This is a genomic window from Variovorax glacialis (assembly GCF_051216375.1).
In the GTDB taxonomy this organism is placed as follows: domain Bacteria; phylum Pseudomonadota; class Gammaproteobacteria; order Burkholderiales; family Burkholderiaceae_C; genus Variovorax.
In genome coordinates, this window is sequence record NZ_JBPJZT010000001.1 from 730803 (window position 1) to 743775 (window position 12973).

Genomic DNA, 12973 nt, shown 5'->3' on the forward strand with positions numbered 1-12973 from the left:
CATGTGCTGGAACCGCTGCCGGTCCATCTCAGGCGGTCAGGGCAGGGATGGGGTCCGTCCAGCGACGACCCCTCAGCTTGCTTTCGACGGGCAGCGAGTGGTTTTCCTGCAGCGACCCGTGACCGATCTTCCCCGCGTGCTCCCAGCGAATGAGGCCGATCCAGCAGATGCAGGTCGAGTACGCCCGCCAGGGCGCGCCCGCGAGCGGCGTACCGCGCAACTGGTACCTGTTGCCGCGCTGGTCGGTGGCAATGACGTCGATGGAGAAGGGAACGATGCCGACCCGCGTGGTGCTCATCTCCAGTTCCACCAGTGCATGGACCTTGCCCTTGTCCAGCAGGTAGCCGTGCGCAAACTTCTGGTCCTGGCCCGCCGGCTTGGTCGGGTCGAGGTGCATGTGGAAGCGGAAGCCGAGCTCCTCGCCGAACTGGGCCCAGACCGAGTTCATGGGCGGTATGTCCATCTCGGGACGCGGCCCCCAGCTGTGGTTCATGCGGTCGACGATGTCGACCTTGTATTCCTTGCCTCGCACCTTCAAGGTCCCCTTGACCCGCGCGTGCATGTCGTAGTGGCCCTTGTAGCCGCTGCCCATCGAGGTGCTTGCGAGTTGCTCCGCCTCGGTCTTGCCGGCGAGCGGGTTCTCGTCGCGGTCGTGGATGTCGAAGGGCTGCATGATCCCGACGTAGTCGACATGGATCTCGGTGCCGTCGCTGCCGACGTAGTCGATGCGGTAGTCACGCGGTGCATTGACCGCCTTCACGCTCAGGCCGTTGGGGGCGTGAATGTGAGAGAAGCGCTCGGGCAGCGGCAGGTGATAGCGGGTATCGACGGAGAGCAGTTCGAACTCCGTGCTGCTGACCGCTCCCATCACCCGGATGTCGTTGGACATCGTCCCCAGCACGGGGCGGGTGACGACGTAGACGTGCGCGAACAGGCGCTCCTCGGGAACCGAAATGGGGATGTAGTAGGTCTCGGCCCAGGTGTAGTCGTCGGTCGGGCCGTGGTGGTATTCGAGGTCTTGGGCAGTGATCACGTTCAGGTACCAGGTTGGTTTGTTCAGATTGCAGCGTCCGTCCACTGGCGTTCGACGCCGCTCGACACACCCTTGCTGACACCGGGTCCGTGCGCGTCAGCGCGTTGCCGGCCCTTCATGACTTCGCGCTTCGCTTCGGGTGCGAAGTGATGGTATTCCGTCGGGCGGTATAAATGCAATAATCCCAACATACGGGATTATTATCGTTTTCCCGGTGGAAGGATAATGCAGCACTTCATTTCAATCGGCAGGGGCGGATCGAGCCACTGCCCGGACACACTCGTCGAATGGCAACCCAGACAAGCAAGACACGGCCAGAAGCCGAACTCCCCTCGCCGACAGCGACACAGAGCAGTTCGGAGCGCGTGCTGCGGGTGATGGATCTCTTCACCGAGACGGCGCCGAGCTGGACGGTCGAAGGCATGGCGAAGGCGCTCGGACTCGCACGCACGACGGCCTACCGCTACGCGAAGACACTCACTGACACCGGCTTCCTCGCTTCGCTCAACGCAGGCGTCTATGTGCTGGGCCCGCGAATCATCCAGCTCGACCGGCAGATTCGGCTCAACGACCCGCTTCTGCAGACCGCGCCGCCCCTGATGGATGCCATCCGCAAGCAGGCGGCGGGCATCCAGCTGCTGTGCAGCTACTACGGTGACCACGTGCTGTGCATCCACGACGTCCGGGTGGACAAGGAGGTTCCCTCGGGCTACGACCGCGGGCGGCCGTTTCCGTTGTTCCGTGGCGGACCGTCGCGCATCATCCTCGCCTGCCTGCCCCAGCGTCAGTTGAAGGACCTCATGCTCCACCATGGCGCGGACATCGCACGCGCCGGACTGGGACAGGACTGGCAGGAGTTCCATCGCAAGATGAAGGCCATCCAGCAGGCCGGCTACTTCGCGGCGAAAGGGGAGATCAACCCGGACACCTACGGTATCTCGGCGCCGATCCTCCACACGAAGGGCATCGCCGGCAGCCTCACCATCGGGCGGCGGCTGGCCAATCTGAAGGAGCGGGAGATTCCGTCCCTGATCGAATTGACGGTTGAGACGGCGGCCAGGATCAGCAAGGCGATCCAGGCGATCCAGGCCGATGCGACCACCGACGCGAACCCGTGAGCGTCGTGTCGCCTCGTCCCACACCCAGCGCCCGGTGCAGGCCGCCCCGGTGACGCAGAACTCCGGACGGATCGCGTCGCTCGACGGCCGTCGCCTGTCAGCCCTGCTGTTCCTCGTCACGGCGCTCTGGGGCTTGAACATGGTGGCGCTGAAGACCATCGCCTCGTACTTCGACCCGGCCGTGATGGCGACGGAGCGCGCGGCCATCGCCGCGGCGTTCCTCGGGTTCATGCTGTGGAGGCAGCGCCACAAGCTGCGGCGCACGCGAATGACCGGGCGTCAGTTCGCGACCGTGCTGGCCTGTGCGGCGCTCATGGTCTATCTGAATCAAATCCTTCTTGCCGTCGGCCTGGTGCGGACCTCCGCCACGAATGCGTCGGTGGCCATCGCCCTGAGCCCCCTGGTGTCATCCCTCATGGCCGCGTTGATCCTGCGCGAGCGCATTGGCCTGTTGCGTCTGGTGGGCGTGGCGCTGGGCTTCGGCGGCGTGCTGATCGTGGTGCTGCATTCGTCCGGTGCCCGGCTGGGGAGTGCGGGCCTGGGCGATGGGCTGGTCGTGGCATCGGTCGTGACCTTCTCGATCGGCGGCGTCCTGATCCAGCGGCTCGCCCGGGAGACCGATGCGCTCTACGCGAGCGCGTCGATCTACGCTTGCGGCACCCTCATGCTGGCCCTGCACACCCTCGCCGTCGGCGCTGCGCCGAACGTCGGCGCCTGGCTGCCCGGGTTCTGGCCGCTGATGCTGGTGCTGTTCTCGGCGTTGATCGCGACGGCCTTCGGGAACCTGGCGTGGAACCACGCCATCGTGAAGATCGGCGTCGCACGCGTCTCGTTGTGGTTCTACTGGGTGCCCATCTTCGGTGTGGGCTTCGCCGCGCTCCTGCTGGGCGAGACGCTCACCCTCTGGCACGCCGTCGGCCTCTTCGTCGTGATCTTCGGGACTGCCTTGGGCACGTACAGCCGCGCCTGAAATCCCGGGTCGAGGTGTTGCACGTCGGTGTGCCGGACTGACAGTCATGGCGGCATCGATGCCGCGCGCCAGTTTCTTCCACTCGATCGCTCGGTCACGGCGCAGGAGATCGCAGATGCGGCGGCCGGCACGGCTGCTTCGATCTGGTGGACGCCCGCCGCCTAACTTCCTAGGATGGTCGGGCAGGCGGCAACGAGCCGTCCGAGGAGCGCAGATGCATCGACTCAAGGCTTTGGCAGCAATCGGATCGATCCTGGCCGGACAGGCCGTCATGGCGCAGGCCCCGCGACCCGCCGCCTCGGCGCCGGGAGCCGCGGGCGATGCGTCGACCCTGTCGTGCGCCGATTTCAACGCCGCCGCCTCGCAGGTGCTGCCGAGCGCGAACGCAAGCGAGGCGCAACGCCGCCGTGCGGTCGAAGCCCAGGACTACCTCGGCAACGGCATGGTGTGGTTGCATGGCTATCTCACCGGACGCAACGGGCCGTCGACCGGCCGGCTCACGCGCGACTGGATCAGCACCACCGTCGCCAGGCTTGGCAAGGAATGCGCCGCTGCCAAGGATCCGGCTTCCACCCGCCTCGTCGACCTGGTGCAAAAGCCATGAGCGTCCTGAACACCGCGCGCGCCCGTGTGGCGGTGGCCTTGACCCTGGCGCTGCTGGGCGCGGGCGCGGCCGACGCACAGCGCCATCCCTCGCGCCATCGCCCGCCGCCGCATCACTGGGACAGCGGCTGGAACAACAACCACTGGAACAACAACCACTGGAACAACGACTGGCACAACCGCCGCGACGCGCAGCGGGCGGGCGTGGCGACCGGCGTGGTGGCCGGCGGCGTCGCGGGCGCGGCGGAGCGCAACCGGGCCGACCAGCGCCATGCCGACTGCCTCTGGATCACCGGAGACGTCTGGGAGTGCGACCGCCGTCGCTGGGACGACGAGATGCGCGCCAGTGACCGCGCGCGCCGAACCGGCGTGGTCGCGGGCGTGGCGGCTTACGCGATCGTGCGCAACTAAGCACTGCGCCGGGCCCGCGACGGCCGGTGACTTTTGTCGCTGCCCTGCCGCAGGCCTGCGCCTCGTCGCCTTGTAGGCCAATGCCCCGCGACGCGTTTCCGGGGCGGTTGCACGGGCAACCGGGCCATAGAATTGCGCGCGCTTTGGGCCGCCGGGCCGGGCGCCACGCCCTCACAATGACCCGGAACCCATGCCCATGAAGAGCGAACTCCAAGCGATCCTGTCGACCTTGCAGGACAACGAAGCCAACATCATCCCGACCTGGCTCGACGAGCTTGGTGCCAAAGAGCCGGATGCGCGCCGGGCCATTCAATCGGACGCGCAGGAGTTGCTGAAGCTTCTGCGCGAGGCGCTCGCGGCGGACGCCGATCCGAATGCCATGGAATCGAAGGCATGGACAGGCACCCGCCAGGTCCTGGAGGCCCTGTCTCGCTCACGCGCCGCGCAGGGGTACTCGGCCAGCGACACGAGCCTCTTTGTTCTCGCCCTGAAGAAGCCGTTGTTCGACGGATTGCAGCGCAAGCTCGCCTCGGATCCCGCGACCCTGATGCAGGCCCTGTGGACCGCGACAACGATGGTCGACAAGCTCGCCCAAAGAACGGTCGCCACTTTCCAGCAGGCGCGCGAGGACATCATCAAGCGCCAGCAGGAGGAACTGCTCGAGCTGTCCACACCGGTCATCAAGCTTTGGCACGGGGTGCTGGCGGTTCCGATGATCGGCATCCTCGACAGCAACCGGACGCAGATCGTCATGGAGACCCTGCTGCAGAAGATCGTGGAGACCGAGTCGGAGCTTGCCATCATCGACATCACGGGCGTGCCCACCGTCGACACGCTGGTCGCGCAGCATCTGCTCAAGACGGTCAGCGCAATCCGCCTGATGGGCGCCGACTGCATCGTCAGCGGCATCCGTCCGCAGATCGCGCAGACGATCGTCCACCTGGGCATCGACCTGCAAGGCGTCAGCACCAAGGCAACGCTGGCCGATGCGCTGGCCCTGGCGCTGCAGAAGACCGGCTGGCGCATCACCCGCAGCGACTGAACCCGGCCATGGAACGCATCCCGATCCTGCGGATGGGCAAGACGCTGCTGGTCACCATCCAGGTGGACATGCAGGACCAGACCGCACTGACATTGCAAGACGACCTGGCCGAGACGATCGCGCGGACCGGCGCCACCGGCGTCATGATCGACATTACCGCGCTGGAAATCGTCGATTCCTTCGTGGGGCGCATGCTCACCAGCATCTCGAGCATCGCCCGCGTGCTGTCGGCGACGACGGTCGTCGTCGGCATGCAGCCGGCCGTGGCCATCACCCTGATCGAACTCGGCCTGTCGCTCGAAGGCGTCCGCACGGCGCTCAATGTCGAACGCGGCATGGAGCTCCTGCGCAGGACGCGCCAGGAGAGCCACCTTGGAAACTGAACGCTCCGGCGAGTTGCCGGTGCTGTCCGAGCAGAACATCGTGGCCAGTCGCCAGCTGGTGCGCACGCTGTGCCAGCGACTCAAATTTTCCCTGGTCGACCAGACCAAGACGATCACCGCCGCCAGCGAGCTGACGCGCAATACCTTGATCCACGGCGGCGGCGGACGCATGCGCTGGGAGCTCATCGAGCGCGACGGCAGGCAGGGCCTGCAACTGCATTTCGAGGACGAAGGACCCGGCATCCCCGACCTGAAGCTGGCCCTGACCGACGGCTGGACGACGGGCAGCGGCATGGGCCTCGGCCTGCCCGGCAGCAAGCGCCTGGTGAACGAATTCGTGGTCGACTCGGCCCCCGGCCGCGGCACTCGCGTGAGCATCATCAAGTGGAAGTGATCCGGGGCTGGACCCACGCCTCCTTTCCCATGGGCGATGCCAGCCGTGTCGGAGAGGCGCGGCGCCATGCGGCGCAAGTGGCGGCGCAACTTGGCTTGAGCGATGTCGAGGCCGGGCGCCTGGCGCTGGTGGTCACCGAACTGGGCACCAACCTCGTCCGGCATGCGCGGCACGGCCATCTGCTGATCGCGGCCCGACCGGACCAGGCCGATGTCGAGGTGTTGGCCATCGACGAGGGACCGGGCATCCGGGACCTGACACAGGCGATGGAGGACGGCTTCACGACGCGGAGTTCCCCGGGGACCGGGCTCGGCGCGGTCAAGCGCCTCGCGAACGATTTCGACATCCATACCGAAATGCCGCACGGCACGGTCTGCCTGGCGCGTGTGCGCAAACAGGCGGGGGCGGGCGCGACGGCCTCCGCCGACAGGCCTGCCTTCGACGTCGGCGCCATCTGCGTGCCGGTGGCCGGCGAGGTTGCCTGTGGCGATGCGTGGGGCGTGGCCTTGGACGGCACCGACGCCACCGCGCTGGTCGCGGACGGGCTCGGCCACGGACCGGAGGCAGCCAAGCCCTCGCAGTTGGCGGTGGCTGCCTTTGCGGAAGAGCCACGGCGCGATCTCCGGGGCCTCGTCGAAAAGATCCACCTCGAGCTGAAGACGACCCGGGGCGCGGCGGTGTGCCTGACCCGGGTGCATGGCGCGGACGACACGCTGCGGTGCGCCGGCGCGGGCAATGTGGCCGTGCGGGTGGTGTCCGGCGTCTTCGACCGCTCGATGGCCACCCAGCATGGCACCGCGGGCGTGCAGATCCGCAAGCCGGAGGAAACGTCGATGGCGCTGCCGCCCCATGCGCTCGTGATCCTGCACAGCGACGGCCTGGCAACCCGGTGGGATACTCAACACATCCTGCCGGTCCTCGGTCGAGACCCGGCGTTGGTGGCGGCGATCCTGATGCGCCACTATTCCAGAAAGCGCGACGATGCCACGGTCCTGGTCATCCGTCGGAGGACCTAAGGATGCCGACAACAGATACGGAACGCTCCAGCATCGATGCGGCGGCCCTGGCGGCGAGCCGGGAAGAAATCGAGTCTCTGCGGTCCGAACTCGAGGAGACCAACCGCGGCGTGGTGGCCCTCTACGCCGAGCTCGACCAGCAGGCCGAGCAACTCAAGCGGGCGACCGAACTCAAGAGCCGCTTTCTCTCGTACATGAGTCACGAGTTCCGCACGCCGATCAGCGCGATCCGGAGCATTGCGCGACTGCTCGTGGACCGCGTCGACGGCCCCCTGACGCCGGAGCAGGAGAAGCAGGTGAGCTTCATCCAGTCGACCGCGGCGGAGTTCTCGGAGATGGTCGATGACCTGCTGGACCTCGCGAAGATCGAGGCTGGCCGGGTCGAGATCTCGCCGGCCTGGTTCGAGATGGTGGACCTCTTCTCGGCGCTGCGCGGCATGTTCAAGCCGGTGCTGACGAACCCCGACATGTCGCTCGTGTTCGAGGAGCCCGAGGGCTTGCCCAAGCTCTACACCGACGACCGCAAGCTCTCGCAGATCCTGCGCAACTTCATCTCCAATGCGCTCAAGTTCACGACGCATGGGGAAGTCCGGGTGTCGGCCACGCGCGAAGGCGATGAGTTCGTGAGGTTCTCGGTGCGCGACACCGGGATCGGCATCGATTCGAAGTACCACGGCGCCGTGTTCAACGACTTTTCCCAGATCGATTCGCCGGTGCAGAAGCGCCTGCGCGGCACGGGCCTCGGCCTGTCGCTGAGCAAGCAGCTCGCGATCCTGCTGGGCGGGCGGGTGGAACTCGAGAGCGAGCTGGGCAAGGGATCGACGTTCTCCGTGATCGTCCCGGTACAGCTGGAGATTTCCTCCCCACAGCAGAGCGCCGGCGCCGAGGGGTGAATCGTGCCCGAAAGCGTCATCCAGACCACCATCGATCGCAGCCAGCATGTGGTGCTGGTGGTCGACGACAACCCGACGACGCGTTACTCGACGGCCCGCTTTGTGCGCGCGGCCGGTTTCCAGACCGAGGAGGCCGCCACCGGCGGGGAGGCGGTGAAGAAATCCACCCACCGCGTCTCGGCGGTCGTGCTGGACGTCCATCTGCCCGACATGAACGGCTTCGAGGTGTGCCGGCGGATCCGTTCGGACGAGCGAACGTCCTTGCTGCCCATCATCCATCTGTCGGCGACCTACGTGGAGAACGAGGACAAGGTCGCGGGCCTGAACGCGGGTGCCGACGCCTACCTGGTGCACCCGGTCGAACCCGCGGTACTGACCGCGACGCTGCAGGCGCTGATCCGCGCGCGACTGGCCGAAGACAGCTTCCGGCGCAGCGACATCCGGTTTCGCGCGGTCTTCAGCCAGGCGCTCAGCGGCATGGCGCTGTTCCAGTCCAACGGGGCCTTTGCCGATGTGAACCCCGCCATGGCGCACATGCTGGGACGCTCCCGGGAAGAACTGCTCGGCCGGCCGATCAGCGACTTCGCGCCGCCTGACTGGACCGATTTCGTCAGCCATCGCACGATCACGGCGTTGGAGGCGGGGGCCTCGTGGCATGGCGAATTCCCGCTCGTTCGTCCGGACGACAGCTGGGTGTATCTGCAATGGAGCATCTCCGCACACCTGGAGCCGGGACTTCGCATCGGCATCGCGGTCGATGTGTCCGAGCGGCAGGAACTGGATCGCCGGCGCCAGGAGGTGCTGGAGCGCGAACAGGCGGCGCGCACGACGGCAGAGCGTCACAGCCGCACCAAGGACGATTTCGTGGCGGTGCTCTCGCATGAACTGCGCACCCCGCTCAATTCGATCTCCGGCTGGGTCCACATCCTTAAGAAGCGCGGCGCCACACCCGAGATCCTGAAAGGCCTGGAGGCCATCGACCGCAATGTGCATGCCCAGGCGCGCATCATCTCGGACATCCTCGATGTGTCGCGCATCAACTCGGGCAAGCTGCGGCTCGACCGCGAATGGACCGACCCGGCCGAGGTCGTGAAAACCGCGATCGACGCGCTGCGCGACCTGATCGAAGCCAAGCACCTGACGCTGGACATCCAGTGCCCGGGCGAACCGCGACCGGCCTGGCTCGACCCGACCCGCTTCCAGCAGATCGTGTGGAACCTCGCGACCAACGCCATCAAGTTCTCGAAGGAGGGCGGTGCGGTCGGCGTCGTGCTCGCGCGCGAAGAGGACACATTGAAGCTTTCGGTGCGGGACGCCGGCAGGGGCATCCGCGCCGACTTCATCGAACACCTGTTCGACCGGTTCACCCAGAGCGATTCCCCGGACAGTCGTTATCACGGCGGGCTGGGGCTCGGGCTTTCGATCGTCAAGCACCTTGCTGAACTGCACGGCGGCGGTGTCGTCGCCACGAGCGCCGGAGAGGGCCAGGGTGCCCTTTTCGAGGTCACGCTGCATGTCGCCCAGACCGGCACAGAGGTCGCGGCGGCCACGGTGGGCGGGGCCGACGAGATTCCTCCGCCCCAGGCGATCTCGCCGCTCGCGGGCGTCGACGTCCTGGTCGTGGAGGACAGCGCCGATGCGAGCGAGATGCTCAATGTGGTCCTGGCGGATGCCGGCGCCCGCGTGCGGATGGCGACCGACTACGTCGGTGCCGTACAGGCCGCCGCGGAACGCTGGCCGGATGTACTGGTGAGCGACGTCGGCCTCCCCGGGAGGGATGGCTACGAACTGGTGCGCGAACTCCGCGGCACCGCGGAGGCGTCGGACGGCCAGCGCCTGCGTGCCATTGCGCTGACGGCCTTCTCCCGCGACCAGGACCGGGTCCGCGCCTTGGCTGCGGGCTTCGACATGCACCTGGGCAAGCCACTGCAACCGCACCGGTTGATCGCGGCGATCGTCCAGCTCATGGGGTCGGGCGGCACGCCCGATGGGTCCGCGGAAGACGCGGACTTGCAAGACCCCGGCGCCTGAACGCAAGCCCGGGTCGAGCCCGGACCCAGGGACTTCGTTGCGGTCCTAGGGGAATAGCGCCTACTTCGGCAACTCCTGAGCACCCACGCGGGCAGGCCAGCTCTCGGTTACGGTCTTCGAAACAAGAATCAAGAAGCTCACTGACATGGCTGCGCAACTGGTATTCCTCGTTGAAGACAATCAGCGGATTCGGGAGCATCTGGTCCCTGCCTTGGCAGTACTGGGTGCGGCGACCGTGATGGCCGTTGCCGTGTCCGAGGAAGAGGCGATTCACTGGCTGGCCCAGCACAAGGGGCAGTGGGACCTTGCCGTCGTGGACCTTTTCCTGGAGCGGGGCAGCGGTCTTGGCGTCGTTCGATGGTGCGATGGACGCGAGCCGCGTCAACGCGTGGCCGTCCTGACCAACGATGCGACCGACGCCATGCGGATCGCATGCAAGGAGGCCGGCGCCGATGCCTTCTTCGACAAGGCGACCGAACTCGAGGAGTTCTTCGAGTTCTGTCTGGAGTCGACCCGTTCCTGAGGTGGAACCTGCCCGGCGCAACCAGAGCAGCCTGCGATCACAGATCCTCGATGACCAGCATGCGATAGCGCTGGGCCATGGAGTAGGGGACGCGACGCACGACCTCCATCATGCGTTCCGCCGTCTCCTCGTCCGGCGTCTTGACCAGCAAGGCGTGATGGCCTTCCCTCGCCAGCTTGGTATAGGCCCTCACCGTGGCGCCTTCGGTTCCCGCCGAAGGGAGCGGGTCATCGGCGTCGGAAACGGTCGGCGTGATCTGCGACATGATCGTCGCGGGCGTGAGCAGGAAGATCTCGCTGTCCTTGAGGCGGGTACCCAGTTCGGTACCGACCGACACGGCCGATTCCTGGTCAGGGAACATCACCATCGAGTAGCCGGTGGGATAGAAGCCACCGCCGATGCTCGCGATCATCGAAGGGTCGAGGCTGAAAGAACTCAACATGGCTACCTTCCCAGATGCACGCGGACCGCATCGGCCTGGTCGCCCACCTCCGCCACCGCCTTGCGGAGTTGTTCCTCGGTCACACCGAGCGATTGGGTCCACTCCGTGATCTCCTGGTTCTCGTTCACGTTGATGCGCGCGCGGTCCTGCCCGCCAGTCAACGCCTTGTTGTCCGCCATGTGATGCTCCTTCAGCCAGTCCATCGGGTCGGGCTGTCTTTCCCTTTCCTGGGCTGACAGTGCCTGAATCAGTTGCGCTCGGGGGTCGAGTGAGTCCATGGGTGCTATTGGCGCGTGCCGCCGATCGCTGTGATGAAGGACATCGGGGATTCTTGTTGTGATGCCAGACCTACGTGACCCTGGAGATTCGACACGGCGTCGCTAGCAGAGCTGGAAAACGGGGTCAATGTCGCACGACATGAGGATTGCCGGCTTTCGACGATCGCTGACAGCGTCCGCCTGCAATCACTGACCGATGGCAGCGGACGGAACTCCTAATTTGCTCTTCCAGATGATCCGGACGGTCGAAACCGGCTCGACCGCGATCCCTCCCTCGCCGGAAGCGGAAAGTCAGCAATGGTCAATCAGAAGCCCGACACAAAACCATCGTCGAACGTTCCACCGACCATTGCGGTCCCGACGGAGGCAGAGGTGCGCGCTGCCGACCTGGAGCAGGACGACGCGAAAGTCAGGCAGGTGCAGGCGGAAGACCGCGAAACCCGCATCCGCGAAGCAGCCTACTCACGGGCTGAACAGAGAGGCTTCGCGCCTGGCCATGAGGATGAGGATTGGCTGGAGGCCGAGCGCGCCATCGATCGGGATTGATCAGCCAATCATCGAAACCCTCGCCCCTTCGCCGCGCAATCGGCCCCCGGCTTCGGCCTCGCTCAGCCGCCTTGCAATGACGGCAGGAGCCGCAGGCGATCAGCATGCTCGGGCCGGAAATGGCGAGCACGACCCCCGCGATGGCGATCGGGATCCACTGGCCCAGATCGATGAACTTGCTGAACAGCGCGACCAGCACCGCTGATGCTCCCCATCGCGACACCGGTCGCCGCCACCACTGTTGAAACGCATGCCGAACGACATAGGCCATGAGGCAGCGAATGCGCCCTAGCCACGCTGCAATCTTTAGTACTACATTGCAATCTCAGCGGGATTGTCAGCCGCAAGATTTGGGGGAGGTGCCATGAGAGCCTGTCCGGGGCAAACGTCACAAGCAGCAAAGCGGTGGCATCGCCATGTGGATCCCAGGTAGTCGCCGTGCCGCCGAGAGCCTGGCCGAGTTTTCGGACACGGCCTGCTTCGTGCCCTGCAGGCACTGTTCCGAGTTGCTGCAGGAGGACGATCGGTACTGCCGGTACTGTGGCGGCGACCAGTTCGATACCGACCGCTTCAAGGCGGAGCCCGTCGTCGGGCCGCCACCCGAGCCTTCCGTCGTGCGCGTTGCCGAGTCGCCGCCGGTCGACGTCGATTTTGCGGACACCCTGCAGCCAGAGATGCCCACGGCGATCGTCGTCCACCGGGCCACCATGCTCGCCGCCAACGAGGAAGCGAATCCGGATGGCTTCATAGATCTGCGAGCGAACGCGTTCGGGCAGCGAAGAGTGCTGGAGAGGGGTGCGCTCATTCGCCGGACCGGCCGATCGACGACCCTGTTTCGTCTCGCGGTCGGCGCGCTGGCGCTGGCGGCGCTGCTTGCGCTCGCGCTGGGCGGCAACCTCGAACTCGACAAGCTCTGGGCGACCGCTGATCCGCCGCCGCCGGCTGCCGCCGCGCTCCGCACCGATCCGGGTCCGACGAGCCTCGCACTCGGCGTTTCGGATGCCGGGGACGCCTTGAATGGGCCAACGGCATTGGGCGAGCAGGAAGAACAGCCGGTCCGGGCCGGCACGCGCGATCCGGTGCGAGACATCAGCTCGGAAGTGACCAGGGCGCTTGGACTGGGGGAGTCTTCCGCACCCGCCGCACCCGCCGCACCCGCCGCACCGGCTGACCTGCCCCTCCAGCTCCCGGTGGTTGCCGAACCCGCCCCTGCGAGCGGCGCCGCCGAGCCGAAGCAGGACGGATGCAGCGAGACGCTGATCGCGCTCGCGATGTGTCCGAAGCCCTGAG

Annotated in this window: 16 protein-coding genes and 1 pseudogene; 13 read left to right on the forward strand and 4 right to left on the reverse strand. The window is 66.4% G+C overall.

Annotation, left to right across the window (positions count from 1 at the left end; genetic code table 11):
• Positions 1 to 28: 28 nt before the first annotated feature.
• The gene (locus tag ACSFBL_RS03625; protein WP_435514374.1) at positions 29 to 1033 is read right to left on the reverse strand and encodes a DUF7064 domain-containing protein; all 1005 of its coding nucleotides are present in this window, start codon (positions 1031 to 1033) and stop codon (positions 29 to 31) included.
• Positions 1034 to 1320: 287 nt separating this feature from the next.
• On the opposite strand from ACSFBL_RS03625, the gene ACSFBL_RS03630 reads away from it, so the two are divergent.
• The 11 genes from ACSFBL_RS03630 (at position 1321) to ACSFBL_RS03680 (ending at position 10417) form a co-directional block, all read left to right on the forward strand.
• Positions 1321 to 2151: an IclR family transcriptional regulator gene (locus ACSFBL_RS03630; RefSeq protein WP_435514375.1), complete on the forward strand. Its 831-nt coding sequence runs from the start codon at positions 1321 to 1323 to the stop codon at positions 2149 to 2151.
• A 49-nt stretch (positions 2152 to 2200) separates the two neighbouring features.
• Positions 2201 to 3121, forward strand: coding sequence for a DMT family transporter (locus tag ACSFBL_RS03635; protein WP_435514376.1), 921 nt, complete (start codon positions 2201 to 2203; stop codon positions 3119 to 3121).
• Positions 3122 to 3335: 214 nt separating this feature from the next.
• Positions 3336 to 3725, forward strand: a complete 390-nt coding sequence (locus ACSFBL_RS03640; protein WP_435514377.1) for a hypothetical protein — start codon at positions 3336 to 3338, stop codon at positions 3723 to 3725.
• Positions 3722 to 4135 carry a hypothetical protein gene (locus ACSFBL_RS03645; protein ID WP_435514378.1) on the forward strand — a complete coding sequence of 138 codons (414 nt, stop codon included), beginning with the start codon at positions 3722 to 3724 and terminating at the stop codon, positions 4133 to 4135. Before ACSFBL_RS03640 ends, ACSFBL_RS03645 begins: the two co-directional genes overlap by 4 nt.
• A 196-nt stretch (positions 4136 to 4331) precedes the next feature.
• Entirely contained in the window at positions 4332 to 5177 is an 846-nt protein-coding gene (locus ACSFBL_RS03650; protein WP_435514379.1) for an STAS domain-containing protein, read from the forward strand.
• Positions 5178 to 5185: 8 nt separating this feature from the next.
• Positions 5186 to 5560, forward strand: coding sequence for an STAS domain-containing protein (locus tag ACSFBL_RS03655; protein ID WP_435514380.1), 375 nt, complete (start codon positions 5186 to 5188; stop codon positions 5558 to 5560).
• Complete coding sequence (locus tag ACSFBL_RS03660; protein WP_435514381.1) at positions 5550 to 5954, forward strand: anti-sigma regulatory factor; 405 nt, start codon at positions 5550 to 5552, stop codon at positions 5952 to 5954. The genes ACSFBL_RS03655 and ACSFBL_RS03660 overlap by 11 nt, the downstream gene beginning before the upstream one ends.
• Positions 5945 to 6970, forward strand: a complete 1026-nt coding sequence (locus ACSFBL_RS03665) for an ATP-binding protein (RefSeq protein WP_435514382.1) — start codon at positions 5945 to 5947, stop codon at positions 6968 to 6970. Before ACSFBL_RS03660 ends, ACSFBL_RS03665 begins: the two co-directional genes overlap by 10 nt.
• A 2-nt stretch (positions 6971 to 6972) precedes the next feature.
• Positions 6973 to 7863: a sensor histidine kinase gene (locus ACSFBL_RS03670; protein ID WP_435514383.1), complete on the forward strand. Its 891-nt coding sequence runs from the start codon at positions 6973 to 6975 to the stop codon at positions 7861 to 7863.
• 3 nt (positions 7864 to 7866) lie between these two features.
• Positions 7867 to 9894: a hybrid sensor histidine kinase/response regulator gene (locus tag ACSFBL_RS03675; protein WP_435514384.1), complete on the forward strand. Its 2028-nt coding sequence runs from the start codon at positions 7867 to 7869 to the stop codon at positions 9892 to 9894.
• A 145-nt stretch (positions 9895 to 10039) separates the two neighbouring features.
• Positions 10040 to 10417 carry a response regulator gene (locus ACSFBL_RS03680; protein ID WP_435514385.1) on the forward strand — a complete coding sequence of 126 codons (378 nt, stop codon included), beginning with the start codon at positions 10040 to 10042 and terminating at the stop codon, positions 10415 to 10417.
• A 37-nt stretch (positions 10418 to 10454) separates the two neighbouring features.
• Here ACSFBL_RS03680 and ACSFBL_RS03685 read toward each other — a convergent pair whose 3' ends face one another.
• Positions 10455 to 10856, reverse strand: a complete 402-nt coding sequence (locus ACSFBL_RS03685; RefSeq protein WP_435514528.1) for a hypothetical protein — start codon at positions 10854 to 10856, stop codon at positions 10455 to 10457.
• Positions 10857 to 10861: 5 nt separating this feature from the next.
• Entirely contained in the window at positions 10862 to 11038 is a 177-nt protein-coding gene (locus tag ACSFBL_RS03690; RefSeq protein WP_435514386.1) for a DUF3606 domain-containing protein, read from the reverse strand.
• Positions 11039 to 11434: 396 nt separating this feature from the next.
• Between ACSFBL_RS03690 and ACSFBL_RS03695 the strand changes: the two genes are divergently transcribed.
• Positions 11435 to 11683, forward strand: a complete 249-nt coding sequence (locus tag ACSFBL_RS03695) for a DUF2934 domain-containing protein (RefSeq protein WP_435514387.1) — start codon at positions 11435 to 11437, stop codon at positions 11681 to 11683.
• Here ACSFBL_RS03695 and ACSFBL_RS03700 read toward each other — a convergent pair.
• Positions 11679 to 11919: pseudogene (locus ACSFBL_RS03700) on the reverse strand (hypothetical protein); the annotation flags it as partial. The gene ACSFBL_RS03695 and the pseudogene ACSFBL_RS03700 sit on opposite strands and share 5 nt — an antisense overlap.
• 180 nt (positions 11920 to 12099) lie before the next feature.
• Here ACSFBL_RS03700 and ACSFBL_RS03705 point away from each other — a divergent pair.
• A complete protein-coding gene (locus tag ACSFBL_RS03705; RefSeq protein WP_435514532.1) occupies positions 12100 to 12972 on the forward strand; it encodes a hypothetical protein in 873 nt (290 codons plus the stop codon).
• Position 12973: the final 1 nt, after the last annotated feature.

Excerpts from the sequence above, each read along its gene's own strand:
- ACSFBL_RS03640 (WP_435514377.1), top strand. The coding sequence starts at position 3,336 with ATGCATCGACTCAAGGCTTTGGCAGCAATCGGATCGATCCTGGCCGGA.
- ACSFBL_RS03690 (WP_435514386.1), bottom strand. The coding sequence starts at position 11,038 with ATGGCGGACAACAAGGCGTTGACTGGCGGGCAGGACCGCGCGCGCATC.
- ACSFBL_RS03695 (WP_435514387.1), top strand. The coding sequence starts at position 11,435 with ATGGTCAATCAGAAGCCCGACACAAAACCATCGTCGAACGTTCCACCG.
- ACSFBL_RS03650 (WP_435514379.1), top strand. The coding sequence starts at position 4,332 with ATGAAGAGCGAACTCCAAGCGATCCTGTCGACCTTGCAGGACAACGAA.
- ACSFBL_RS03645 (WP_435514378.1), top strand. The coding sequence starts at position 3,722 with ATGAGCGTCCTGAACACCGCGCGCGCCCGTGTGGCGGTGGCCTTGACC.
- ACSFBL_RS03655 (WP_435514380.1), top strand. The coding sequence starts at position 5,186 with ATGGAACGCATCCCGATCCTGCGGATGGGCAAGACGCTGCTGGTCACC.
- ACSFBL_RS03705 (WP_435514532.1), top strand. The coding sequence starts at position 12,100 with ATGTGGATCCCAGGTAGTCGCCGTGCCGCCGAGAGCCTGGCCGAGTTT.
- ACSFBL_RS03680 (WP_435514385.1), top strand. The coding sequence starts at position 10,040 with ATGGCTGCGCAACTGGTATTCCTCGTTGAAGACAATCAGCGGATTCGG.
- ACSFBL_RS03670 (WP_435514383.1), top strand. The coding sequence starts at position 6,973 with ATGCCGACAACAGATACGGAACGCTCCAGCATCGATGCGGCGGCCCTG.
- ACSFBL_RS03630 (WP_435514375.1), top strand. The coding sequence starts at position 1,321 with ATGGCAACCCAGACAAGCAAGACACGGCCAGAAGCCGAACTCCCCTCG.